The organism is Streptomyces sp. NPDC107498 (assembly GCF_055582805.1).
Genome location: NZ_JBVJPE010000002.1, coordinates 116,600 through 140,678 on the forward strand (window position 1 = coordinate 116,600; position 24,079 = coordinate 140,678).

Annotated in this window: 23 protein-coding genes; 16 read left to right on the forward strand and 7 right to left on the reverse strand. The window is 73.4% G+C overall.

Translation table 11 applies throughout. The features are described from left to right. Nucleotides 1-10: 10 nt before the first annotated feature. Nucleotides 11-1,018 (reverse strand): aminoglycoside phosphotransferase family protein, encoded by a 1,008-nt coding sequence (locus tag ACZ66Z_RS03775; RefSeq protein WP_469932367.1) that lies wholly within the window; start codon nt 1,016-1,018, stop codon nt 11-13. A 266-nt stretch (nt 1,019-1,284) separates the two neighbouring features. Here ACZ66Z_RS03775 and ACZ66Z_RS03780 point away from each other — a divergent pair, with 266 nt between their 5' ends. Both ACZ66Z_RS03780 and ACZ66Z_RS03785 read left to right on the forward strand, forming a co-directional pair. Beyond that, complete coding sequence (locus ACZ66Z_RS03780; protein ID WP_469932368.1) at nt 1,285-1,749, forward strand: amidohydrolase family protein; 465 nt, start codon at nt 1,285-1,287, stop codon at nt 1,747-1,749. A 125-nt stretch (nt 1,750-1,874) separates the two neighbouring features. Then, a complete protein-coding gene (locus ACZ66Z_RS03785; protein ID WP_469932369.1) occupies nt 1,875-3,236 on the forward strand; it encodes an amidohydrolase in 1,362 nt (453 codons plus the stop codon). Between the two features lie 122 nt (nt 3,237-3,358). On the opposite strand, the gene ACZ66Z_RS03790 is transcribed toward ACZ66Z_RS03785, so the two are convergent. Together ACZ66Z_RS03790 and ACZ66Z_RS03795 are read right to left on the reverse strand one after the other, a co-directional pair. Next, nucleotides 3,359-3,733 (reverse strand): VOC family protein, encoded by a 375-nt coding sequence (locus ACZ66Z_RS03790; protein ID WP_469932370.1) that lies wholly within the window; start codon nt 3,731-3,733, stop codon nt 3,359-3,361. Between the two features lie 177 nt (nt 3,734-3,910). Continuing rightward, nucleotides 3,911-4,060, reverse strand: coding sequence for a hypothetical protein (locus ACZ66Z_RS03795; RefSeq protein WP_469932371.1), 150 nt, complete (start codon nt 4,058-4,060; stop codon nt 3,911-3,913). A 352-nt stretch (nt 4,061-4,412) separates the two neighbouring features. Here ACZ66Z_RS03795 and ACZ66Z_RS03800 point away from each other — a divergent pair, with 352 nt between their 5' ends. From ACZ66Z_RS03800 to ACZ66Z_RS03820, 5 genes are all read left to right on the forward strand, one after another. Further along, nucleotides 4,413-5,015 carry a beta-glucanase gene (locus ACZ66Z_RS03800; protein WP_469932729.1) on the forward strand — a complete coding sequence of 201 codons (603 nt, stop codon included), beginning with the start codon at nt 4,413-4,415 and terminating at the stop codon, nt 5,013-5,015. A gap of 167 nt (nt 5,016-5,182) precedes the next feature. Then, on the forward strand, nt 5,183-5,914 hold the full coding sequence (locus tag ACZ66Z_RS03805) for a hypothetical protein (RefSeq protein ID WP_469932372.1): 732 nt from the start codon (nt 5,183-5,185) through the stop codon (nt 5,912-5,914). Between the two features lie 172 nt (nt 5,915-6,086). After that, on the forward strand, nt 6,087-7,139 hold the full coding sequence (locus ACZ66Z_RS03810) for an iron-siderophore ABC transporter substrate-binding protein (protein WP_469932373.1): 1,053 nt from the start codon (nt 6,087-6,089) through the stop codon (nt 7,137-7,139). Nucleotides 7,140-7,154: 15 nt separating this feature from the next. Then, on the forward strand, nt 7,155-8,189 hold the full coding sequence (locus tag ACZ66Z_RS03815; protein WP_469932374.1) for a FecCD family ABC transporter permease: 1,035 nt from the start codon (nt 7,155-7,157) through the stop codon (nt 8,187-8,189). Continuing rightward, a complete protein-coding gene (locus ACZ66Z_RS03820) occupies nt 8,186-9,274 on the forward strand; it encodes a FecCD family ABC transporter permease (protein ID WP_469932375.1) in 1,089 nt (362 codons plus the stop codon). The genes ACZ66Z_RS03815 and ACZ66Z_RS03820 overlap by 4 nt, the downstream gene beginning before the upstream one ends. 149 nt (nt 9,275-9,423) lie before the next feature. Here ACZ66Z_RS03820 and ACZ66Z_RS03825 read toward each other — a convergent pair whose 3' ends face one another. Further along, nucleotides 9,424-9,999, reverse strand: coding sequence for a histidine phosphatase family protein (locus ACZ66Z_RS03825; RefSeq protein WP_469932376.1), 576 nt, complete (start codon nt 9,997-9,999; stop codon nt 9,424-9,426). A 314-nt stretch (nt 10,000-10,313) separates the two neighbouring features. On the opposite strand from ACZ66Z_RS03825, the gene ACZ66Z_RS03830 reads away from it, so the two are divergent. The 5 genes from ACZ66Z_RS03830 (at nt 10,314) to ACZ66Z_RS03850 (ending at nt 13,615) form a co-directional block, all read left to right on the forward strand. Then, a complete protein-coding gene (locus ACZ66Z_RS03830; protein ID WP_329852665.1) occupies nt 10,314-10,541 on the forward strand; it encodes a CbtB domain-containing protein in 228 nt (75 codons plus the stop codon). Nucleotides 10,542-10,555: 14 nt separating this feature from the next. After that, a complete protein-coding gene (locus ACZ66Z_RS03835) occupies nt 10,556-11,380 on the forward strand; it encodes a CbtA family protein (RefSeq protein WP_469932377.1) in 825 nt (274 codons plus the stop codon). A gap of 178 nt (nt 11,381-11,558) precedes the next feature. Beyond that, entirely contained in the window at nt 11,559-11,960 is a 402-nt protein-coding gene (locus tag ACZ66Z_RS03840) for a VOC family protein (RefSeq protein WP_469932378.1), read from the forward strand. Beyond that, on the forward strand, nt 11,957-12,349 hold the full coding sequence (locus tag ACZ66Z_RS03845) for a VOC family protein (RefSeq protein WP_469932379.1): 393 nt from the start codon (nt 11,957-11,959) through the stop codon (nt 12,347-12,349). Before ACZ66Z_RS03840 ends, ACZ66Z_RS03845 begins: the two co-directional genes overlap by 4 nt. Nucleotides 12,350-12,589: 240 nt before the next feature. Further along, nucleotides 12,590-13,615: a LacI family DNA-binding transcriptional regulator gene (locus tag ACZ66Z_RS03850; RefSeq protein WP_469932380.1), complete on the forward strand. Its 1,026-nt coding sequence runs from the start codon at nt 12,590-12,592 to the stop codon at nt 13,613-13,615. A 62-nt stretch (nt 13,616-13,677) separates the two neighbouring features. Here ACZ66Z_RS03850 and ACZ66Z_RS03855 read toward each other — a convergent pair whose 3' ends face one another. Next, nucleotides 13,678-16,446 (reverse strand): glycosyl hydrolase, encoded by a 2,769-nt coding sequence (locus tag ACZ66Z_RS03855; protein ID WP_469932381.1) that lies wholly within the window; start codon nt 16,444-16,446, stop codon nt 13,678-13,680. 292 nt (nt 16,447-16,738) lie between these two features. On the opposite strand from ACZ66Z_RS03855, the gene ACZ66Z_RS03860 reads away from it, so the two are divergent. The 4 genes from ACZ66Z_RS03860 to ACZ66Z_RS03875 all read left to right on the forward strand — a co-directional run bounded on the left by ACZ66Z_RS03860 (nt 16,739) and on the right by ACZ66Z_RS03875 (nt 21,497). After that, the gene (locus ACZ66Z_RS03860) at nt 16,739-18,043 is read left to right on the forward strand and encodes an ABC transporter substrate-binding protein (protein ID WP_469932382.1); all 1,305 of its coding nucleotides are present in this window, start codon (nt 16,739-16,741) and stop codon (nt 18,041-18,043) included. Between the two features lie 108 nt (nt 18,044-18,151). Then, nucleotides 18,152-19,114, forward strand: coding sequence for a carbohydrate ABC transporter permease (locus ACZ66Z_RS03865; RefSeq protein ID WP_469932383.1), 963 nt, complete (start codon nt 18,152-18,154; stop codon nt 19,112-19,114). After that, nucleotides 19,111-20,037 (forward strand): carbohydrate ABC transporter permease, encoded by a 927-nt coding sequence (locus tag ACZ66Z_RS03870; RefSeq protein ID WP_469932384.1) that lies wholly within the window; start codon nt 19,111-19,113, stop codon nt 20,035-20,037. The genes ACZ66Z_RS03865 and ACZ66Z_RS03870 overlap by 4 nt, the downstream gene beginning before the upstream one ends. 56 nt (nt 20,038-20,093) lie before the next feature. After that, a complete protein-coding gene (locus ACZ66Z_RS03875; RefSeq protein WP_469932385.1) occupies nt 20,094-21,497 on the forward strand; it encodes a GH1 family beta-glucosidase in 1,404 nt (467 codons plus the stop codon). Nucleotides 21,498-21,516: 19 nt separating this feature from the next. Here ACZ66Z_RS03875 and ACZ66Z_RS03880 read toward each other — a convergent pair whose 3' ends face one another. Beyond that, nucleotides 21,517-22,230 carry a hypothetical protein gene (locus tag ACZ66Z_RS03880; RefSeq protein ID WP_469932386.1) on the reverse strand — a complete coding sequence of 238 codons (714 nt, stop codon included), beginning with the start codon at nt 22,228-22,230 and terminating at the stop codon, nt 21,517-21,519. A gap of 91 nt (nt 22,231-22,321) precedes the next feature. Further along, nucleotides 22,322-23,740 (reverse strand): chondroitinase-B domain-containing protein, encoded by a 1,419-nt coding sequence (locus ACZ66Z_RS03885; RefSeq protein WP_469932387.1) that lies wholly within the window; start codon nt 23,738-23,740, stop codon nt 22,322-22,324. Between the last annotated feature and the right edge of the window lie 339 nt (nt 23,741-24,079).

Below are 24,079 nucleotides of genomic sequence, written 5' to 3' on the forward strand. Positions count from 1 at the left end.
GGCCGGGTGTTCAGAACACCGTCGATTCGGCGAAGAGTTCGTTCACCCAGTGGGCGCTCGCCTCCGCGCACCCCGTGGCCGGCGTGCCCGGGAAGAGGCGGAACCAGGAGACCGCCCGGCCGAGCGCGGCGAGCCGCGTGGCGAGCGCCGCGGCGCGGCGGAGCTCCGGCAGGGAGGGCCCCAGGTCGGTCCAGGGTTCCAGATAGGCGTCGCGCAGCCGGTGCACGTGCTCGGGGCCGTGGCGCTCCCGGACGGCGCGGGCGGGGACCAGCAGGCTGGTGAAGGGATGGGCGACGTTGGCGTCGCCCCAGTCGAAGAAGGTGAAGCGGTCGGCGGCGGGGGCGAGGAGCTGGGCGTCGTGCAGGTCGCAGTGGTCGAGCGAGTCCGGGATCCCGTACGCGTCGAGCTCGGCGCACCAGTCGAGGAGCCGGGGACGTCCCTCCCGGAGGGCTCGGCGGGCGTCGGGCTCCAGGGTGGCGTTGCCCTCGACGAGGCCGTCGAAGATCTCCGGCAGCTGAGCGGTGCGGCCGCCGGGCACGCCGAGGGCGGTCATCCGGTCCGCGTACGGGGTCAGTGCCCGTTGCATCCGCGCGTACTGGCCGAGTGCCCGCGCCCAGGACTCCGGCCCGGCGCCGCCGGCGTCGAGGACGTTCCGGAAGAGGGGCCCGCCGTCGGGGAGGAGCGACCAGCCGCGCGCGGCGTCGACCGCGAGCGGTGTCACGACGTGCTCGGGCACCCAGTCGGCGAGTGCTCCGCCGAGCGCGGCCTCGAAGGCGGCGTCGGGGGCGCTCGCCTTGAACCACACCGCGTCGCGCTCGCCGGCCCCGGTCCGGAACCGCACGAGGATCGACCAGGGCCGGACCCTGACGTCCCGGGGCCCCGTCTCCTCCAGGCCGTGCCGGCCGAGCTCCCGCTCCGACCAGCCGAGGGCCGCCGCCCGCCAGGCCTCTTCCTCCCAGGGGGTGACCGCGTCGGCGAACTGCCCGCGGTCGACCGTCATGGTCATCGCTCGTCCCATCGGGCGATTGCACCATCGGGGCGGGCCCGACGCACCCGAATATCCGGGGACCGCACGGAAGCGGAACGACCCCGGTGGGCATATTCGTATACCAAAATTGCGAACCATGAAACCCCACTTCTCGGCACGACATGGATATCCCTCGCCTGGAAACCTCCACCCTTGCCCACCCACTCGATTTGGTATACAAAACGGGGAGCCGTAGCCGGCCCACTCCCCCAGGAGCTCCCCTGTGCCTCGAAGCCACCCCGCCGCCCTCCCCCTCGGTGACCCGCCGCGGCGTCCTCGCGGGTGCGGCCGCGCTCGCCGGCACCGTGGCCGCGTCCGGCACGGCGGCGGCCGCGGTCTCCTCGACGGGCACGGCCTCCTCCGCGGGTGCGGACCGGGGCGGGAGGACCCCGGCCGGAGGCGACCTCGTGATCCGGGGCGGCACCCTCCCCGACCCCGCCACCGGCGAGGTCACCGAGGACGCCGTCGTCGTGATCGAGCACGGGACCGTGCGCCCGATCGGCCGCGAGGTCGAACTCATGCGGGCCGCGGGGCTGTCCGCGCTCGACGCGATCCGCACCGCCACCACCGGGGCCGCGCGCCTGCTGGGCGTGGACCGCACGGTGGGCCGCCTCGCCCGGGGCTGCGCGGGCGACGCGATCCTCGTGCCCGAAGACCCCCTGGCCGACGTGACCCTCCTCAAGCACCCGACCCGGGTGGTGCGGGCGGGCCTCCCCCTCTGACCCACCGGGCGGCACCCGCCGCCACCCACCGCGCGGGCGCGCCCGCCGGTGCGGTGCCCCCGCCCACCCCCGCCTCCGTACCACCCGCCGACCTTCCCCCTCCCCACAGCCCCCGAGGAGCCCCCGTGCAGTCCCCGTCCACCGTCTCCAGCCCCTCCGCCCTCTCCCGCCGCACCGTGCTCGCCGGCGCCGCCGCCCTCGCCGGTGCCACGGCCACGGCGGCCGCCACCGCCGGAACCGCGCAGGCGGTGACCGCACCGGCCGCCGTGACCGGAGCCGCGGCCTCCACCCCCGCCGGCCGCCGCGACAGGACCGTCGTGTTCCGCAACGTGCGCCCGTTCGGCGCGGCGGAGGCGACGGACCTCGTGGTCGTCGACGGCCGGATCTCGGACGGCCCCGCGCCGCACGGCGCGAAGGTCGTCGACGGCGGCGGCCGGATCGCCCTCCCGTCCCTCGTCGACGCGCACGTCCACCCCGACAAGACCACCTGGGGCGGCTCCTGGGTGTCCCGTCGGCCGGCCTCCGGCATCGCCGACTACGTCGCGCAGGACGTGGAGCTGTTCCGCGGCCGGCACCGCACCGTCGCCGAGCGCGCCCACGGCCTGATGAGCCACGCCGTCGCCCGCGGCACCCGCGGCATGCGCGCCCACGCCGACGTGGCCCCGGCGTACGGCCTTGCCGGAGTGGAGGGCGTGGCGGAGGCCCGCGAGCGGCTGCGCCACGCCCTCGACGTCCAGATCGTGGCCTTCCCGCAGCACGGCGTCATCCGTACCCCGGGCACGGCGGCGCTCCTGGAGAAGGCGGCGCGCGAGGGCGTCGTCGACATGATCGGCGGCATCGACCCGATCGGCTTCGACCAGGCCCTCGACGAGCAGCTCGACGTCGTCTTCGGCATCGCGGACCGCCACGGCGTCGGCGTGGACATCCACCTGCACGATCGCGGCGAGAAGGGCATGCGGGCGATGCGCGGCATCGTCGAGCGCACCCGCGCCCTCTCCCTCGCCGGCAAGGTCACGGTCAGCCACGTCTTCTGCCTGCCGGAGCTAGCGGACCGTGAACTCGGTTCCATTGCCACCGACTTGGGCGAGCAGGACATCGCGCTCACCACGGTTGCGCCCTCGGACTCCCTGGTGCTTCCGATCGCCCGGCTGCGCGAGCACGGCGTACGGGTCGGGCTCGGCTCGGACGGCGTACGGGACTCGTGGAGTCCGTTCGGCGACGCCGACATGATGCACCGCGCGCACCTCCTCGGCTGGGTGACGGACGTGCGCCTCGACGACGAGCTGGCGGAGTGCTACCGCGTCGCGACCCACGGCGGCGCGGACGTGATGGGCCTCGCGCACGCCGACCTCCGGGCGGGCGCCCCGGCCGACTTCGTCCTGGTGCACGGCGAGTGCCTGCCTCAGGTCGTCGTCGACATGCCGCGCCGGGACGTGGTCGTCCACGGCGGTGCGGTCGTGGCCCGCGACGGGGAGTTCCTCGCCTGACGCGCCCGACGCCGGACGCGGGGGCGACGCCGGACGCGGGGGCGACGCCGGACGCGGGGGCGACGCCGGACGCGGGGGCGAAGGGCCGGGGACGTCCCGGCCCTTCGCCCCGGGCCACCGGACTACAGGTAAGGGCGCGTGATCAGCTCGATCGCGTGCCCGGACGGGTCCTTGAAGTAGACCCCGCGCCCGCCGTGTTCGGTGTTGGTCTCACCGGGACGCCTCATCTGCGGGTCGGCCCAGTGCTCGATGCCGCCGTCGCACAGGCGCCGGTACGCCCGGTCGAACAGTTCGTCGTCGACCATGAACGCGTAGTGCTGCATCTGGATGTCCACCGGGGGCTCGGCGAACTGGATCAGGACGCCGTCGTCGAGCTGGACGTTGAGGAAGGGCCCCCAGGACGGCGCCTCGGGGAGTTCCAGCAACTCGCGGAAGAAGCGCGCGGATTCCTCGCGGCTCTTGGACGCGATGATGGTGTGGTTGAACGTGACTGCCATGTGGATGACCTCGCTGTTGATTCGACACGTGAAGGGGATGCGCAGTGCCGTCGCACTGGGGGTCCTCGTGCCGAACCTCCGGGGTGCCCGTCGCGCACCCGCCGGGCGATCAGTCCTCCACCGGATCGCCCGTCCGTGCATGGCGTGTCGCCGGTCCGGTGTTCATGACGGGCGACGCTACTTGATCAACCGTGCCGGGACAAGGCGGACCACCCGCTCCGCCTCGGGATGCGCGTACGTGCTCGGCGCACTCGCGACGCCCGGCAGCAGGGCGGCGACGGCCGGGGCGAGAAGGCGGGCGCGTCGCCCGGTGTCGGCGTTCTTCACGGCGTGGTCGACGAGCCCTCGTGGAGACCGTTGCGTCGCCGGAACGACCGGGTCCCCTGACCGGGCGTCACCGGGCGCGGACGACGCACCCCGCGCCGCCGTCGGAGCCGTCGAAACCGTCGGAGCCTCCGATGACGACTTGTCGCCATCGGCCGTTCTTCAGGCTTGCGCCGGACAAGGTGGGGCAGATTGCCCGTGGGCCGACGGAGGTCCGTACGAAAGGGGTGGTGCCGTGCTGAAGGACTTCTTCGAGCGGCTCCGGCGGGGCGGCGGGCGTTCCGGTGGGGGCGGTCCGGCGTCGTCCCCCGGCGACCTCGTCCTCGACGCGGACTTCTCCTCGGTCGAGCAGTGGGTGGCGGGCCGCTCGTGGGCCTATCCCGACGGCGGGCCGACGAACCCCGGCGACAACAAGCTCGATCATCTGGTGGAGGACCCCTCGTACAGTCGGACGGGGACGTTCCGGGCCACCCGCAGGAGCGACGGCTACTGGGACGCCGGGCTGCTCACGACGGAGGGCAGCGCGGAGGACTTCCAGATACGGGCGGGCGACGTCCTGGAGGCCCGGGTGCGCCTGCCGGAGGAGACGGGCGCCTGGCCGGCGATCTGGACCTGGCGCGACGGCGGGCAGGAGGTCGACGTCTTCGAGTACCACCCCGACAACCCCGACCTCCTGGAGCTGTCGAACCGGGTGCGGGGCCGGCACCTCTACTTCCGGGATCCGGCCGTCCGGCCCGGGGCGTGGGTGGACCTCCGGGTCGAGTTCGGGGCGCGGTCCGTCGTGTGGTGGGTCAACGGCGCCCGCGTCTTCGACGACCGCCGGGGGGTGGGGCGCTCCTGGCGGGCCCACCTCATCGTGAACCTGTCGGTCTGCGCGGGCCGGTACCACCCGGCGCCCGACCCGGACGCGTCGGAGATGTCGTACGAGGTGGCGGAGTTGCGCGTGTACCGGCGCTGAACGATCGTGCCCGGCCTCCTCCGCCGTCGACGTGGCCGCGGTACGGGCACGATGCGGACGCGGCGCGGGCGGGAAGGGTGCGTCGGGACGGCGGGTGTTGCGTAGGCTCGAACGGAGCGTTCCGTGTGGCCGAAGCACCGCGCCGTCCCTACGACGAGGAGGACCCTGTGAGCACCGCCGGAGAAGGACGGCAGCAGCTGGACGAGGCCAGTGTCCTCAACGCGAAGAGGACGTTGCTCCAGTTGCTCGCCCGGGCGGGCGTCTGGTCCGGTGACGCGGAGGAGCTGATCGGGTTCGTCGAGGCGGGCGCACTGGCCCTCGCGTATGAGGAGGTCGGCGGGGCCGGGCGGAGCGCGCCGGACGGGAAGGGCGAGCCGTACGCCTCCGGCTGGCTCGACGGGGCGCGGGCCGTCACCGACGAGCTGGGCGCCGTCGCCGAGCGGGCGCTGAGGCACGCCGTCGCCTCGGATCCGTCGGCCGCCTCTCCGGACGACCGCCCGCCCGTCGGACGGACGGAGCTGGAGCGGACCAAGGTGGCGGTGACTCCGCTCTACCTCTCCTTCGCCGACGTCTCCGATCTCGACCCGGAGGTCACCGAGCAGGTGCTGCGGGCCCTCCTCGGCACGATGAGCTCGCGCCAGCGGGCGGGGTACGCGGGCCGGCTCACCGAGTTCACCTCGACGCACCGTGCGCGCCTGGAGCGGCTGTACTCCGAGTACGGGCCCGGCAGCGCGATCGCGATCCACGGCCGGTACTCCCTGATCCACTCCCCCACCAGCGTCGCCGTCCTGGAACGGCTCGCCACGTCCCCGGCGGACCTGCACGAGGAGTGGGACGCCGCCGAGCTGCCGCCGGCGTGGCTGGACGGTCTGACGACGGCATGGGAGGCGTCCGCCTGACGGCGCTTCACGCCGCGGCCGGGCGGTCGGGACCTGGCGCCCCACGTCGAACGGGGATAGGTTAGGCTCACCTAACAAGCGCCTCGCGATGGCCGCTGCCTCGGCATTCCCATGTCTGGAGGGGCGTCGGGTGGGGCGTCAGCACACCTCTGCCCGGAGACAAGGATCCGTCATGCCTTCTGTGTTCACCCCCTTCCGCCGCCGCGTTCTCGTGGCGGGCGCCGCCGCGGTCTCGCTCGGCCTCATGGTGACCGGGTGCGGCTCGGACGACGAAAAGGACGACGCGAAGGACACGGCGGCCAAGGCTCCGGCGGGGGCGTTCCCCGTCACCCTCAAGAGCGCGCTCGGCGAGGCCGTCATCAAGGAGAAGCCGAAGCGCGTCGTCACCCTCGGACAGGGCTCCGCCGAGACGGCCATCGCCCTCGGCAACGTCCCCGTCGGCATCGAGAGCTACCCGTGGGGCAGCGACAAGACCGGCTACCTGCCCTGGATCCACGACGCGGTGAAGAAGGCCGGCGCCACGCTGCCGAAGCAGTTCGACGGCGGCGAGGAGCTCGACATCGAGGCCATCACCGAGCTCGAGCCCGACGTCATCCTCGCCCCCTGGTCCGGCATCACGCAGAAGCAGTACGACCTCCTCAAGGACATCGCGCCGACCGTCGCCTACCCCGACAAGGCGTGGAGCACCGACTGGGACCAGCAGATCGAGATCGTCGCGAAGGCCCTCGGCCGGCCGGAGAAGGCGGAGGAGCTCACCTCCAGGATCGACAAGCAGCTCGCCGACGCCGCCGCCACGCGCCCGAACTACAAGAACGTCACGTTCTCGTACATCTACAACACCGGCCCCGGCACCCTCGGCGTCTTCAAGCCCGGGGAGCAGCGCGTCGCGATGGTCTCCAAGCTGGGCCTCAAGGTCGACCCGGTCGTGAACACCTTCAAGGAGACCGAGGGCACCGACTCCGCCCTCATCGGCCTGGAGAACGCCAACAAGCTCTCCAAGAGCGACATCGCCTTCACCTTCTACATGGACGACAAGTCCCGCAGGGAGATCGAGGCGCAGCCGCTGTACGCGGCCATCCCCGCGGTCAAGAAGGGCGCCCTCGTGTACAGCAACGACCAGCCCTTCGTCACCGCCTCGTCGATGATCAACCCGCTGACGGTGCCGTACAGCATCGAGCGGTACCTCCCGATGATCGACAAGGCCGTCGCCAAGGCCGGGAAGTAGCGGCGGGTCCCCGGCGTGACCACTCTCTCCCGGATCGGGCAGGGCCCCGCCGTCGTACGGCGGGGCCCTGCCCGGCACTTCGCAGCCGCCGCCCTGTGCCTGGTCCTGCTCGCCCTGGCGGTCCTCGCCAGCGTGATGTTCGGCAGCAGGCCCACCTCCGCCGCCGACGTCCTCCGGGTCGTCACCGGTGACGACGACGGTTACCTCCGCACCGTCGTCGAGAGCCGTTACCCGCGCACCGCGCTCGGCCTGTTGGCGGGTCTCTGCCTCGGGGTCGCCGGCACCCTGATGCAGGGCGTCACCCGCAATCCGCTCGCCGAGCCGGGACTCCTCGGCATCAACGCGGGCGCGTCCGCCGCCATCGTCGCCGCGACCGCGTTCCTCGGCGCCTCCGGGCAGCACGAGACCATCTGGTGGGCCCTCGCCGGTGCCCTGGCGACCGGTGTGGTCGTCCACCTCGTCGGCACGGCCGGCGGTGGTGGCGGACCGGTCCGCCTGGTGCTCGCCGGCGCGGTGCTCTCCGCCGTCCTCGCCGCGTTCATCCAGGCCGTCGCGCTGTCCCGGCCGCGGGTCTTCGACACGTACCGCTACTGGGTGGTGGGCTCGCTCGGCGGGCGCGGCTTCGACGCCTTCTGGGCCGTCCTGCCGTTCGCCGCCGCCGGCTTCGTCCTCGCCGTCCTCCTCGCGCCGGGACTCAACGCCATGGCGATGGGCGACGACAAGGCCGCCTCCCTCGGCATCAGCCCCGCCCGCGTCAAGGGCGCCGGTCTCCTCGCGGCGACGCTGCTCAGCGCCGCCGCGACGGCCGCCGTCGGCCCCATCGCCTTCGTCGGGCTCGCCGTCCCGCACCTCGTGCGCGTGCTCGTGGGCGCCGACTTCCGCCTGCAGATCCTCTTCACCTCGCTCGTGGGACCCGTCCTGCTGCTATTCGCCGACGTCGTCGGCCGGGTGCTGCTCCGTCCGCAGGAGCTCATGGTCGGCGTCGTCACCGCCTTCGTGGGCGCGCCCGCGCTGCTGTTCGCCGTCCGTCGCATGAGGGGAGCGGCATGAAGACCGCCGAGCGGATCGACATCCCGGCCGTGACGGCGTCGCGGCCCGTACGGCCCGCCGGCCGCGGCCTCCTGCGGATCGGCCCGTGGGTCGCCGTCCCCGTACGGCGCCGCACCGCGATCGCCGCCGCGGTGACGCTGCTGCTGCTCGTCGCGGCGGCGGTGGCGACCCTTTCCCTGGGCCGCCTCGGCATCGACCTGCCCGACCTTCCGTCGGCGCTGGCGGGCGAGGCCAGGGGCAAGAACGCCTTCGTGCTGAACCGGCTGCGCGGCCCGCGGCTCGTCGTCGCCGTCGCCACCGGCGCGGCCTTCGGCCTGTCCGGGGCCCTCTTCCAGTCGGTCACCCGCAACCCGCTGGGCAGCCCCGACGTCATCGGGCTCGGCGCCGGTTCCGGGGCGGGTGCGGCGGCCGCAGCGCTGTTCTTCCCCGACCTCGTGCCGGTCCCCGTCGGCGCGCTGCTCGGCGCCGTGATCGCCATGGCGGTCGTCTACTTCTCCACGGGGTCGGGATTCCGCGATCCGGGGCGCCTGGTGGTGGCCGGCATCGGCGTGGCCGCGATGTCCACCGCCCTCACCCAGTACGTGGTCTACGCCGTCGAGCGGGACAAGGCGAGCGCGCTGACCGCCTACATCAACGGAAGCCTGGCCGCCCGCTCCTGGGAGGACGCGCGGACGATCTGGCTGGTGCTGCTCGTCTGTCTGCCGCTCGCCGCGCTCCTCGCCCGGCCGCTGGGCATCGCCGAGATGGGCGACGACCTCGCGACCGGTCTGGGTGCCCGTCCGGCCCGCACGGCGACCGCGGCGGTCTCGCTGTCGATCGTCCTCTCCGCCGGCGCGGTCAGCGTCGCCGGGCCGATCGCCTTCGTCTCCCTGACGGCACCGCAGATCGCCAAGCGGGTCACCCGGGGCGGCGGCCCGCACCTGGTCATGTCGACCCTGCTCGGCGCCCTGCTGCTGGTCCTCGCCGACCTCGCCGCCCAGCAGCTGCCGCTCTTCGACAACCTTCCGGTCGGCCTGTACACGATGGCCGTCGGAGGGGCGTACCTCGGTCATCTCCTGCTGCGGGAGTGGAAGCGCCCGGCCTGACCGGGCCTTGCCGGACCGGGGCCATGTCTGACCGGGCCCTGCCGGACCGGGGCCATGCCTGACCGGAATCTCGCCCGATCGGGGTCCGGCCCGATGGGCGTCCGCCCGAGCGGGGCCGGCCCGACCGGGGCCCTCGCCTGACGGGGCGTCTACCGCCCCGGTACGAGCGGCTCGCCCGGGCGCAGGTTCCAGCGCCCGGCGCGGCCGCTGAGGTGGACGGCGGTCAGGGGGCGGACGTCCAGGCGCCAGGCCGTCGCGTCCGGTGCCGCGAGGGCGTGGACCATCGCCGCGCGGATCACGTCCGGTTCGGCGACCGCGGTGACGCGGCCGGAGCCGGCCCGGAGGCCGTCGAGCCAGGCGCCGACGCGGGCGCGCAGCTCGCTCAGGGACTCCCCGCCGTGCGGGGCCGCCGCCGGGTCGGAGAGCCAGGCGGCGACCCCGGCCTCCTCGGTGGCGGCCACGTCCGTCAGGGTCCGTCCGCGCCACCGGCCCATGGCGCAGCCGGCGAGTTCGTCGAGGGGTTCCGCGCGCAGGCCCAGGGCACGTGCCGTGCCACGGCAGCGCCGGGACGGGGAGGCGTACGCGCGCGGGGGCGGGTCGACGGTGGGGGCGACGGCCTCGGCGCGGGCGATGCCCGCCGGATCGAGAGGACCGTCGTCGTCGAACCGCACCTCGCGGAGCGCTTCGCCCGTCGCGGGCGAGATCAGCGTCAACCGGACTGTCATCGGGATCCTTTGCGGCGGGCGGGACGGCGGGACGGGACGGGGCCGTCGTGGCCGGAGTGGTGCGCGGGACTCTACCCGGGGGCGTACGGAGGTGATCCGGGCCTCACACCCTTGGCGGCGGCTCCCCCGCGCGGTACGGTCGGGCGACATTTGAACAGCGTGACGACGGCGAGACGGAAGCCCGGTGAGAATCCGGCACGGTCGCGCCACTGTGAGCCGCGGCGCCCCCAGGGTGACGTCACGGCGAGTCAGACCCGTGGACCGTCGTCCTGCACCACCGTCTGGGACGCGAGTTCCCAACAGGAGGTTCCATCATGGCCGAGGCCGTCGTCTCCGCTGCCGTTTCCACCCCTTCCGTCGCCGTACCGGCTCCGCTGCCCGTCCGCGCGGTGCTGCCCTGGGCCTTCTTCGTCGGGCTCCTCGCGCTGATCGCGCTGTACTTCGTCGGTGCCGAGCAGGGCGCCACCTCCGTCTTCGCCGGCACTGACGTGCACGAGTGGGTGCACGACGGACGCCACCTGCTCGGCTTCCCCTGCCACTGAGGGGCGACCGGCACATGCACGCTTCGACCGTTCGATCCCTGCTGGTCCGCGGCATGCTCGCGGGCCTGATCGCGGGGCTGTTCGCCTTCGCCGTGGCCTACGCGGTGGGCGAACCCCCCGTGAACGGCGCGATCGCCGTGGAGGAGGCCGGGGCCGCCGGGGAGGCCCCGGCCGGCCACGGGTCCCACGTGGGTCACGGCGGCGGCACCGTCGCCGTGGAGGCCGCCGGGGAAGAGGAGGAGGGGATCAGCCGCTCCACCCAGTCGACCGTCGGCCTCGCCACCGGCGTCCTCGTCTACGGGGTGGCGCTCGGCGGCATCGCGTCCCTGGCGTTCTCCTTCGCGCTGGGCCGCGTCGGCCGCTTCGGCCCCCGGGCGACGGCGGCGCTCACGGCCGCCGCCGCGTTCACCACCGTCTACCTGGTGCCGTTCCTCAAATATCCGGCGACCCCTCCGGCCGTCGGCAATCCGGACACCATCGGGAAGCGCACCACCCTGTTCTTCCTGATGATCCTGCTCAGCGTGCTGCTCGGGATCGCCGCCCTGATCGCCGGGCGGCGGCTCGCGCCGCGCCTGGGGAACTGGAACGCCACCCTGGCGGCCGGCGCCGGCTTCGTCGTCGTGACGGCGGTCGCCTTCGCCGTCCTGCCGGGCAACGAGGACGCCGTCGCGACGGGCTTCCCGGCCGGGCTCCTCTGGGAGTTCAGGCTCGCCTCCCTGGCCGTCCAGGCGGTGCTGTGGGCGGCGTTCGGGATCGTCTTCGGCGTCCTCGCCCAGAAGGCGCTGACGCCCCGGTCGGCCGCCGACCGGGAGGTTCCGCTCGGAGCCCCCGCCGGCTGACCGCCGGCCCCTTCCACGGCGCCGCCCCGTCCACCCCCTCGGTGGGCGGGGCGGCGTCGTCGTTCCGGCCTCCCGCGCCCACGGCGACGGCCCGTCGGGGCGGTGGACCGTCCGTCCGTCACGTTCTCCCGCCGGGATCCGTCGGTGAGGCAGGACCCACGAACGGAAGGACACCACCATGTTGTCGAACATCATGTACGTGACGCTCTACGTCACCGACCAGGAACGCGCGTTGCGGTTCTACACGGAACGGCTCGGCCTGGAGACGCGCGTCGACCACTCCGGCGCCGAGGGACGGTTCCTCACCGTCGGCGTCCCCGGCAGTGCGACCGAGATCATCCTCTGGCCGCACGAGGCGTCGGCCGGGCAGCCGGTCGGGGCGCCGCCCGGCACCGCGCCCGGTCCGCTGTTCCTCGAATCGGACGACCTCCGGGCGGACTTCGAGGTACTGCGCGACCGCGGCGTGACCTTCGACCGGGCCGAGCCGGAGGACTACGGGTTCGGGATCCGCGTCGAGGCCGTGGACCCGGACGGCAACCGGATCTCCCTGCGTCAGCGCGGCGGGGTGAAGCCTTCGTGACCGGCTCCGTGACCGACCCCGTGGCCGGTCCCACGACCGGCCCCGTGATCGTCTCCGTGGTCGCGCGACAGCGCGTCGACGACCTGGAGGCGGCCGTCCCCTTCTACGAGCGGCTGACCGGTCGAACGGCCGACCGCTTCGCCTTCGCCGGGGTGCGCCTCGCGGCCGTCGGGCCCTTCCTGTTGTTCAGCGGCCCGGACGAAGCGGTACGGAGGGTCGCCGGGGTGGGCGCGACCCTGACGGTCGCGGACCTGGCCGCCGCCGTCGCCGAAGCGGTGGCGGCCGGTGCCACCGTCGTGGTGCCGGCGCAGGCCACCCCCAACGGCCGGCGGGCGGTGCTGCGGCACCCGCACGGGGGCGTGTACGAATACGTCGGCCCCGGCGCGTGACGCGCCACCGGCCCGCCCCCGCCTCCTGAGGGCCTCCTGCCCGGTCCTGTCCGGTCCCTCCGGACGGGACCGGACAGGACTCCCGGTCCCGGGCCTCCTCGAACACCTCGTGCAGGGGTGCCGTGGCGGCACCGGCACGAACGGGGAAATGAGAGCGCTCTCAGAGAGTGGTGGGTGCGGATACCCTGGTCCCCTCAGGCCCGCACGCCGATTCCGACACCAGACAGAGGAGCGCACGCCTTGCCCGAGCAGAGCACGGGGTCCCGCCCCACGCTGGAAGCCGTCGCCGACCGTGCCGGGGTCTCCCGCGCCACGGCCTCCCGGGTCGTCAACGGAGGCGCGGGCGTGCGCGCTCCGCTGGTGGAGAAGGTGCGCCGGGCCGTCGAGGAGCTCGGATACGTGCCGAACCACGCGGCCCGCACCCTGGTCACCCGGCGCAACGGCGCCGTGGCCGTGATCATCGCCGAGCCGGAGTTCCGGATCTTCTCGGACCCGTTCTTCGAGCAGCAGGTGCGCGGAATCAGCCGGGAACTGACCGCCCACGACTCCCAGTTGGTGCTCCTGTGGGTGGAGGGGCCCGGGGACCACGAGCGGATCTCGCGCTATCTGGGCGGCGGCCACGTCGACGGCGCGCTGGCGTTCTCGCTGCACAGCGACGACGCCCTGCCGGCCGTGATCGAGCGGGCACGGATCCCGGTGGTCTTCGGCGGGCGGCCCGCGCCGGGGACCGATCCGACCGTGCCCTTCGTCGACTGCGACAACCGCGGTGGCGCCAGGGAGGCGGTGCGGCACCTGGTGGATCTCGGGCGGCGGAACGTCGCGCACATCTCCGGTCCCCCCGACCAGACGTCCGCGACCGACCGGATCCACGGCTATCGGGACGTCCTCCTCGACGCCGATCCCGCGCTGCTGTGCCGGGGCGACTTCACGGAGGAGAGCGGGGCCCGCGCGATGGCGGAGCTCCTCGACCGGCGGCCCGACGTCGACGGCGTGTTCGTCGCCAACGACCTGATGGCCTCGGGGGCGTTGCGGACCCTGCGGGAGCGCGGGGTGCGGGTTCCGGAGGACGTGGCGGTGGTCGGCTTCGACGACATGGCCTCGGTGGTCGACAGGACCGTCCCGGCCCTCACCACCGTGCACCAGGACATCGAGGGGATGGGCCGGCTGATGGTGCGCCTGCTCATGCGGCTGCTCGACGGGACCGGGGCCGGGATCCCGGCCTCCGTGATCACCCCGACCTCCCTCGTCCGGCGCGCCTCCGCCTGACCTCGTACGGGAGGGCGGCGGGCCCGGGTGGCTTCCGGACCCTCCGCCCTCCCGGCCGGGCGTCAGTCGTACGGGATGACGAGGACGGAGCGGTCCGTGCCCGTCCGGAGCCGGGAGTCGCCGTTCCCGATCGCGCTCCAGACCTCCAGTCGGACCGTGCCGCCGCGCAGGTCGCCGAGCGTCCCGGTGGCGGACCTCAGGCCGCGGGACTGGGCGTACTCCTCCCAGCCGGCGACCGGGTCGGTCGCGAAGTACTGGTACGTCTCCGTCCGGTCGAAGGTGCCGTCGCCGGTGAGGTCGTAGCTGACGCGGGCCTGCTGGCCGAGGCCGACCGTCGTGCCGGCGTCCAGCTGGAGGCGGAAGGCGGTCGAACCCCCCGACCTGAGCGTGCCGTTGACGTTCCTGGCCTCGTAGACGAGCGGGCGGCTCGGGGTGCCGTCGTGGTTGGCGCCCTGCGCCGAAAGGACGGTGTCGCTGCCCTCCGTGGCCCCGGTGGCCGTGGTGAGGGTGCCGCCGGTGCGGAGCTGGAAGGTGTTGCCCGTGGAGGGTCCCGGGCCCGGGTCGGGGCTGCCCGCGCCGGTGCCGGTCGCGGTGGAGCGGGCGGGGACCTGGAGGGACGCGCCGTCCGAGAAGGTGACCGTGCGGGCGGCCGTGCCGTGGTTGTGGGCCACGTAGGTCCGGGTGGTGCCCTTGGTGAAGACGGCGGAGGTGGGGAGGGACCCGGTGACCGTCGCGTCGGGCGCGCCGAGGGCGTCGAGCGCCGTGAGCCAGTGGTAGGTGTGGGCCCTGGACTCCCCCGCCTCCGGGGTGTACCCGGCGTTGCCCGCGTCCCACTTGGCCTTGGCGGTGCCGGGGTCGGCCAGGGACTGGAACTCCCAGAGGACGTCGCGCCATTCGACGGCGGGGCCGCCGTTCTCGCGTTCCATCTCGGCGATGTTGCGCCGCACGGCCTCCTTGTGTCCGGCGAGGTGGAGCGAACCGCCGGTCACCGGCAGGGCGTTGATGCCGTGGATCTCCTCCGGGTTCGCGGTCCACCAGGTGGAGTAGGCGGCGCCGCTGCCCCAGACCATGCCGACGGTGTCGTGCTGGAAGGCGGTCGGGAAGACCTGCTGGTCGGCGTCGAACCAGTACTGGGCGACGGCTTCCCCCTCGGTGGTGAGGAGGTAGGTGCCGAGGTCGCGGAGCCGGGTGTCGCCGGTGGCCGAGCCCCAGAGGACGAGGGCGGCGCTGAGGTTGGTCGACTCCGAGGAGGACTCCTGGTTGTTGCCGGCGGCGAAGCCCTGGTGACCGCTGGCCCAGCTGTGCCCGGCGTAGACGTCGAAGCCGCGCAGGAACGGGAAGGCGCCGTCGGCGCGGTCGGGATCGGCGGTGTCCCGGATCAGGGTCTTGACCATGGTGCCCCACTGCGCGTCGGCGGCCCAGGTCGGGTCGTACTGGGCGACGATCGCGGCCGCGTACACGTAGTAGCCGTAGTGGAAGTGGTGGTCGTTGAGTTCGGTGTCGCTGCCGTAGGAGGCCGGATAGCCGGTGAGGGTCTTCCAGGTCCGGTCGTACGAGAACTCGTTGGCCCCGCCGGCCGTGAACCAGTCCTGGAGCCGTCCCTTGATCAGGCCGAGGAGCTTGTCGCGGATCGCGCCCTCGCCGATCTGGTCGGCGAGCGGGACGAGCTGGGCGAGCTTGCCGAGCGCCTTGCCGGTCCAGTACGTGTCGACGGCGCCGGAGAAGGGGTCGGCGGAGTTCGCGACCTCGTTCAGGTGGGCCCGCAGCCGGGCGGGGTCCACGCCGGCGCCCGGAAGCGCGGGCAGGGTGGCGGCGGCCCGCTGGGAGGTCGTGAAGGAGGCCGACTCGCGGACCTTCATGGTGCCGCGGGGCGAGACGTACGCGTACGGGGTGAGCGGGTCGGCGGTGTGCAGCCACTGGTGGCGGTAGAGCGCCTGGAGGGTGCCGCGTTCGGTGCCCTCCTTCGCCTCGGTGGTGAGGGCGTAGGTGGCGCGGACGGTGCCCGCGTCGTAGCTCCAGTTCACCGTGGAGCCGGTGACGAAGCTGTACGCGTACTTCCGGTAGGTCGCGAGGGCGTCGGCGGAGGGCAGGACGGCGACGGAGAAGTAGTCCTTGCCGCCGAGGCCGGCGGTGAGGGTCGAGCCGGAGACGTTCCAGTCGGTGCCGGTGGGCGCGAAGAGGGCGTAGTGGTGGCCCGCGACGGTGATGCCGAGGACGTTGCCCTGGTCGGCGAAGACGGTGGGCGGCTCGGCGGTGGTGATCCTGGCGTCGCCGCCGGTGCCCTTGGCGTACACGAAGGGCAGGCCGTGGCCGATGGTGGTGCGCAGGGTGCGGGTGCCGTCGGACCAGTAGGGGGTGACGGTCCAGTCGGACCAGGCGTCGGCCTTGGTGTCGGGCGAGTTGAGGCCGGTGAGGCCGAGGGTGAGGTCGCGCTTGTGGGCGAACTCGTACTGCCGTCCGTCGCCGACGATCGCGGGGCTGGTGGGGTAGCCGATGTCCAGGCCGCCGGCGACGGCCTGGTAGGTGAGCGGATGGCCGTACATGGGGGTGGAGTACGGGTTGCCCCCGTACCGCTGGAAGGCGAGGGAGGACCACCAGTCGTTGGTGGGGACCGGCTTGCCCTGGGCGGCCGGGGTGACCTTGGGGGTGACCGGCGTGCCGGTGTCGGTGGTGGGGCCGGAGGTGCCGGCGGGGCGGGTGTCGGAGTAGCTTCCGGCGCCCGCCGGGACGGTGGCCGCCGCCGCGGGACCGGCGGCGGGGCCGAGTCCCAGGGCGGCGAGGGCGGAGACCAGGACCAGCGCTGCGGCCGGCCTGCTGCGGGGGGCTGGCATGAAGGAGCACCTCATGTCGTCGCGACGGATGGGGGGACGGGACACAGGACGTGTGAGAGCGCTCTCAGATCGCCGGAAACGTAAGACTCGCGAAACGACTGTGTCAATAGATTGAACACGGGCGGGAGTTGAGCCGCCCGCTCGTCCGATACGCCTTCGAGCCTTGACGGAAACCCCTCTCCACGGGCACGCTCCCCCCGCGGGATTGAGAGCGCTCTCAGAATCTGCTCGTCGCTCTCGTCCGCGTGCGACGAACGCTCTCGCTCGACCACCGCAGCCAAGGAGGCCTCCCATGCCCATCGCCCGAGCCGCCAGAAGAACCGCCGCCCGCCTGGGGGCGGTCGTTCTCGCCGGGGCACTGCTCGCCGCCTGCGGAAGTTCGACGGACGGCGCGTCCGGGGACGACGCCGGGGGCGAGGTCACGATCACCGTGGACCTCTTCGGCTCCTTCGGGTACAAGGAGGCCGGGCTGTACGCGGAGTACGAGAGGCTCCACCCCGGCGTCACGATCAAGCAGACGGACACCGAGGACGAGGCCGACTACTGGAAGTCCCTCCAGACCCGGCTCGCCGGCGGCGGCGGCCTCGCCGACGTGCAGGGCATCGAGGTCGGCCGGATCGCCTCCGTCACCCAGCAGCAGGCCGAACGCTTCGAGGACCTCAGGGCGTACGGGGCGGACGCGCTCGAGGACCGGTTCGCGCCGGCCAAGTGGGCCGCCGCCACCGGCAGGGGCGGCGAGGTCCTCGGCCTCGGCACCGACGTCGGCCCGGAGGCCCTGTGCTACCGCACGGACCTGTTCAAGCAGGCCGGACTGCCCACCGACCGCGAGGAACTGGCGAAGAAGTGGGCCACCTGGGACGGCTATCTGGAGCTCGGGAAGCGGTACAAGGCGAAGGCCCCCGGCAGGAGCGCGTGGATCGACAGCGTCGGCAGTCTGTACTCGATCATGATCGGGCAGGAGGAGGAGCGGTACTACGACGCCTCCGGGAAGCTGATCTGGGAGGACAACCCCGCCCTGCGCGCCGCCTGGGACCACGCCGTCGAGGCCGCGCGGGGCGGACTCAGCGCCAAGCTCGACCAGTGGTCCCCGCAGTGGAACCAGGCCTTCGCCGCCGGTTCCTTCGCCACGATCCCCTGCCCCGCCTGGATGCTCGGATACATCAAGGGCCAGACCGGCGAGGCCGGCAAGGGCAAGTGGGACGTCGCCGCGCTCCCCGGCGGGGCCGGGAACTGGGGCGGCTCCTACCTGGCCGTGCCCAGGGCGGCGAAGCACAAGAAGGAGGCGTACGGGTTGATCGAGTGGCTCACCGCGCCCGAGCAGCAGACCCGGCTCTTCGAGAAGCAGGGCAACTTCCCCTCCGCCACCGGCGCGATCGACGGGGTCGCCGGCGCGAAGGACCCGTTCTTCTCCGGCGCCCCGATCGGGAAGATCTTCGGCGACGCGGCGAAGGCGGCCCCGGTGCAGGTCCTCGGCGTGCACGACCAGAACATCGCGCAGCAGATCACCAACGCGCTGAGCGAGGTCGAGCGCAAGGGCACCTCGCCCGAGAAGGCCTGGTCGAACGCCAGGAAGGGCGTCGAGAACACCATCGGCTGACGCGGGCCCGCCGGACGCCGCGCCCGCCGTCCGGCACCGTCCCGCCCCCACCACTCGTCCCCGTACCGTCTCCTCCTCGCTCCGACCTCTCCTCGAAGGGCCGGCATCGTGACCCTCACCGCACCCCAGGCACCGGCCGCGCCGCGCGCCGTCCCGCCGCCCCGGCCAGGGGGCGCCCGGCGGATCCGGCGGACGGTCTCGCCGTACGCCTACGTCGCCCCGTTCTTCACCCTGTTCGCCGCGTTCGGCCTCTTCCCGCTGCTCTACACGGCCTTCGTCTCGCTGTACCGGGTGGAGCTGCAGGCCCCGGGCGCCATGGAGTGGCGCGGCCTCGGCAACTACACCGCGCTCCTCGGCGACGAGTACTTCTGGCTGTCGCTGCGCAACACCTTCACCATCGGCGTGCTCTCCACCGTGCCGCAGCTGGTCATGGCCCTCGGGCTCGCGCACCTGCTGAACTACCGGATGCGCGGCCGCACCTTCCTGCGGACGGCGGTCCTGCTGCCGTACGCCACCTCGGTCGCCGCCGCCACCCTCGTCTTCGCCCAGCTCTTCGGCCGGGACTTCGGGCTGATCAACTACGCGCTCGGCCTCGTCGGCGTCGACCCCGTCGACTGGCAGAACGGCACGGTCGCCTCGCAGATCGCGGTGTCCACGGTCGTCATCTGGCGCTGGACCGGATACAACGCGCTGATCTACCTGGCCGGCATGCAGTCCATCCCGGACGAGCTGTACGAGGCGGCCGCCATGGACGGGGCCTCGCGGTGGCGCCAGTTCCTCCACGTCACGCTGCCGGGGCTGCGGCCCACCATCCTCTTCACCGTCGTCGTCTCCACGATCGGCGCGACCCAGCTGTTCGGCGAGCCGCTGCTCCTCGAAGGCTCGATCTCGGGCGGCATCTCGCACCAGTACCAGACGCTCGGCCTCTACCTGTACGAGCAGGGCTGGGGCTTCTTCCACCTGGGGCGGGCCGCCGCCGTCGCCTGGGTGATGTTCCTGCTGATCGTGGTGCTCGTCGGGCTCAACGCCCTGGTCGCGCGCCGCCGTTCCCGCAAGGAGGCCGGCCGATGACCGCGCCCACCGCCCCGGCGAAGGCCACCGGGCCGGCCCTGCCCGCCGGTCCGCCGCCCGCTCCCCCGGCCCCCGTCCGCGCGCGTGGCACCCGCAGGGCGGGACGCACCCTGCACGCCGGGCCGCTCGCCCAGGCGATCCTCGTCGTCGCCGTGCTGCTCTCCGCCTTCCCCCTCTACTGGACGATCGTCGCCGCGAGCCGCTCCAACGCCGACCTGGCGAAGGTCCCGCCGGCCCTGCTGCCCGGCCCGCACCTGATGCGCAACTTCGAGGCGGTCCTGGAAGAGGCCGACATCGGCAAGGCCCTGCTGAACTCGCTCCTCGTCTCCGGCTCGATCACCCTCGGCACCGTCCTGTGCTGCACGCTCGCCGGTTTCGCCTTCGCGAAGCTCCGCTTCCGGGGCCGGGGCGCGCTCCTCGCGGTCACCGTGGGCACCATGATGATCCCGCCGCAGCTGGGGGTGATCCCGCTGTTCATGCTGGTCGCCCAGCTCGGCTGGGTGAACCAGCTCCAGTCGGTGATCCTGCCCGGTCTGGTATCGGCGTTCGGGGTGTTCTTCATGCGGCAGTACCTGGTGCAGTCGCTGCCGGACGAGCTGATCGAGGCGGCCCGCGTCGACGGCGCGTCCACCGCCAGGATCTTCTGGTCGATCGTGGTGCCGATCGCCCGGCCCGGCATGGCCGTGCTCGGCCTGCTGACCTTCATGGCCGCGTGGAACGACTTCTTCTGGCCCGTCGTCGCGCTCTCCTCCTCCGAGCCCACCGTCCAGGTCGCGCTGCGCCAGCTCGGCGGCGGCTACGTCCACGACCAGTCCGTGATCATGGCGGGCACCCTGCTGGGCACCCTGCCGGTGCTGCTCGTCTTCGGTCTCCTCGGCCGGCAGATCGTCGGCGGGATCATGCAGGGCGCGGTCAAGGGATGACGTCCGTCGCCCCCTCCGCCCTTCCCACACCTCTCACTCCAGGGAGTTCCCCGCTCATGACCGCGCTCGACGCCCGCTCCGGCCTCAGGGCCTCTCTCCGCTTCCCCGAGGGCTTCCGCTGGGGCACGGCCACGGCCGCGTACCAGATCGAGGGGGCCGCGGCCGAGGACGGCCGCGGCCCCTCCATCTGGGACGCCTTCAGCCGTACGCCCGGCAAGGTGCGCAACGGCGACACCGGTGACATCGCCGCCGACCACTACCACCGGGTCGACGAGGACGTCGCCCTGATGCGGCGGCTCGGCGTGACCGACTACCGCTTCTCGATCTCCTGGCCGCGCGTCCAGCCCACCGGGCGCGGCCCGGTCGTCCGCAAGGGCCTGGACTTCTACCGGCGGCTCGCCGACGCGCTCCTGGAGGCCGGGATCCGGCCGGTGGCGACGCTCTACCACTGGGACCTGCCGCAGGAGTTGGAGGCCGTCGGCGGCTGGCCGCACCGGGAGACCGCGTACCGGTTCGCCGAGTACGCGCGCATGACGGCGGAGGCGCTCGGCGACCGGGTCGCCACCTGGACCACGCTCAACGAGCCCTGGTGCGCGGCCTTCCTCGGCTACGGGAACGGCGTGCACGCCCCGGGCCGGACCAGCGACCTCGCCGCGCTGCGGGCCGCGCACCACCTCAATCTGGCGCACGGCCTCGCGGCCCGGGCGTTGCGCGGTGCGCTGCCCGGTTCGGCGGAGGTGTCCCTGACCCTCAACCTCCATGTGGTACGGGCGCTTTCGCAGGCCCCTGAGGACCTGGACGCGGCCCGCCGGATCGACGCCGTCGGCAACCGGATCTTCCTCGACCCGGTCTTCCACGGACGGCTGCCCGAGGACCTGGTCCGTGACACGGCGGCCGTCACGGACTGGTCGTTCGTCCGGGACGGCGACCTGGCGACGGCGGCCGCGCCGATCGACTCGCTGGGGATCAACTACTACTCCCCGACCGTCGTCGCGGCCGGTGCCTCCGCGTCGCCGTCGCCGTGGGCGGGCGCCGAGCGGCACGTGCGGTTCGAGCCGGCGCCCGGGCCGCGCACGGCCATGGACTGGCCGGTGGACGCGGACGGACTGCACGAGCTCCTGGTCCGGCTGCGGGACGAACTGCCGGGCGTACCGCTGGTCATCACCGAGAACGGCGCCGCGTACGACGACTACGCCGACCCCTCGGGGAACGTGAAGGACCCGGAGCGGGTGGCGTACCTGCACGCGCACCTGGCGGCGGTGCACCGGGCGCTCGCGGACGGCGTCGACGTGCGCGGCTACTTCCTGTGGTCGCTGCTCGACAACTTCGAGTGGGCGTACGGCTACAGCAAGCGGTTCGGCATCGTCCACGTGGACTTCGCGACGCAGCGGCGGACCCCGAAGGACAGTGCCCGCTGGTACGCGGGGGTCATCGCCCGGGGCGGTCTCGGAGAGGGGTGAGACCGCCCCGGGCCCGGCCCTACTCCTTCAGGGCGCCGGCGACGAATTCCTGCGTGCGCGACACGGCCGAGGCGAGGGGGACGTACTGGTCGTCGAAGGGGAAGAAGTCCAGGACTCCGGCCGCCCCGTAGTTCGCCCAGAAGCAGGTCGTCATGGGGAAGGTGTCGGTGACGTTCTGCCGGCACTTCACGACGAGGGTGCGGCTGGTGACGGTCTTCGTGTCGCCGTGGAAGTTCCGGCCGTAGCCCGTCTCCAGTTTCGTGGAGGCGTCGAAGATGCGGTTCAGCGCGGCGGTGGGGTCCGGCACGTTCTCGTACAGGTGGGTCCGGGCGGTGAAGTCGGGCGCCGAGGCGGACATGGTGCCCTTGCGGAGGACGATGCGCGGGCTGCCGAAGCAGGACGCCTCGTCGGCGACGTCCTCGCCGTCGCCCTCGATCTCCTTCAGGTCGTCGTCACCGGTGACCGTCATGTCGAGGTCGCTGCCGAAGTGGAAGCCGCCGTCGCCCTCGTCGCAGACGAGTTCCCGCATGGCCGGCACGACGACGGTGGCGTAGCGGATGCCGGGGTCGGCGGCGAGCTTCTCGGCCTCCGGCCGTCCGGTGCCCCCGGCGGAGGATTCCGCCGGGGGCTTGTCCGCCCGCCGCGTGCCGTCCGCCGGTTCGCCGGAGCCACAGCCCGCCGCCGCCGCCGACACCAGAACGACCGCGGCGACGACTGTCCTCAACCTGGTCACGTGCACGTTCCCCCGGGAAATCGCAAAGTCGATCACGTTCTCGACGATCATACGGGGCCGTGTGCGGCGCGCACCGCGCCCGGGAGAGGGGTCAGGAGGCGTTCGGGCCCACGTCCGTCGGGGTGAGCGGGCGGCGGACCGGCGCCAGGGTCGAGTACTCGTCGGAGCCGATGTCGCGCGCCGTGCCGCGGGCGTGGCCGTCGATGTCCTCGGGGACCGGCGTGGTGGAGAGCGTCGCGGCGCCGATCGCCGGGCTGCCCGCCGTCAGGCGGAAGACGCCGTCGGAGGACTGCGCCAGGCGGGGGTCGACGCGGGTGTAGCCGGCGTTGGGGAGGGTGCCGTCGGAGGCCGCGCCCCAGAGGATGTTGCCCTGCCAGACGAAGCCGGTGTTCGCGTCCAGTGCGACGAGGCTGCCGCTGTCCCCGACGATGATGTTGTCGGCGACGACCACGTCGCGCGGCTCGTGGGTCCGGGTCTCGCCGGAGAGGGAACTCCTGTTGGCGCGCAGGGTGTTGTGCACGATCACCGCGCGGTCGCAGGCGTCGTTGCCGCGCCGCTCCGCGGTGCTCTCGCCCTCGTGGTGGTCGCGCGTGGTGCCGCTGCCGATGACCAGGGCCCGGCCGGTGAGGCCGGCGAGGTGGTTGTTCACGACGAGGTGGTCGTTGCCGTAGAGGCGGATGCCCTCCTTGCCGCCGAGGAGCCAGTTGCCCTCGACGGTCGAGCCGTTGCCGTGGCGGAGCACGATGCCGCCCTGGCTGTCGCGGATCGTGTTGTACCGGATCGTGTTGCCGGAGGACTTCACCGAGATGGCCTCGGGGTCGCCGTTGCACCGCTCGAAGAGGTTGTACTCCACGATCGCGTCCGCGGTGGACAGCGCCCGGCTGCTGACGCCGAGCCGGATCGACTCGCCGCCGTTGGCGCCGGTGTAGGCGTGGTCGGAGAAGCGGTTCCTGAAGACGTGGAGGCGCTGGGCCACGGCGGTCGTGCCGGGGCCGTCGACGACGAGGAAGATGCCCTGGGTGGTGCGCTCGTGGAAGTGGTTCCGGTCGATCTTGGCGTCGTCGCCCTCCACGAGGACCCAGTCGAGGCCGTCCACGTCCGCGAAGCGGATGTCGTTGCGGGTCAGCCGGATGCCCGTGCTGTCGGCCGGGATCTCCAGGGTGCCGCTCTGGCGGAGCGCGAAGCCGCTGATGGTGACGGCGCTCGCGCCGTCCAGGACGAAGCTGCGCTCGCCGCGCAGGACGGCACCGCCGCGGGTCTGCGAGACGATCGTGATGCCGCTGCGCCCGGAGACGTCGACGGCCCCGCCCGAGGGGACGGTGTACGTGCCGTCGGCGACGACGATCCGGTCGCCGGGGACCGCGCGGTCGATCGCGCTCTGCAGCGCGCTCAGGGAGGTGACCGGTGCCGGTTCGGCCGCCGAGGCGCCCGTGGCGAGCAGGGCGTCGAGCGGGACGGCGGCGGCAGCCGTGCCCAGCAGCGAGCCCTTGAGGAAGGTACGTCGTCGCATGTCGTCTCCTGGAAGTAGGGGAAGTCGTCGTTCTGCGCCCTGTCACCAGGGACGTTCCGGCGCGGGGCCGGTTCGGTGCCGGGGCGCCCCGGCACCGGGACGGGCGGTCCCGGTGACGAACCGGCGGCCGGAGCCGCCGGGGCGGTCCCGGCCGCCGGAGCCCGGGGCGGGCCCCCACGGCCCGCCCCGGGTCCCGACCGGTCGGGACCGGTCCGGGCGCCGCCTGTCCGGCGGGCCGACCCGTCCCGGCGGTTGCCGCCCCCACGACGGCACCCGCCGGGACGACGGACGCCACGGCGCCCGCTCCGGTCCCGCTCGTTCCGGTCCGCTCCTCGGAGC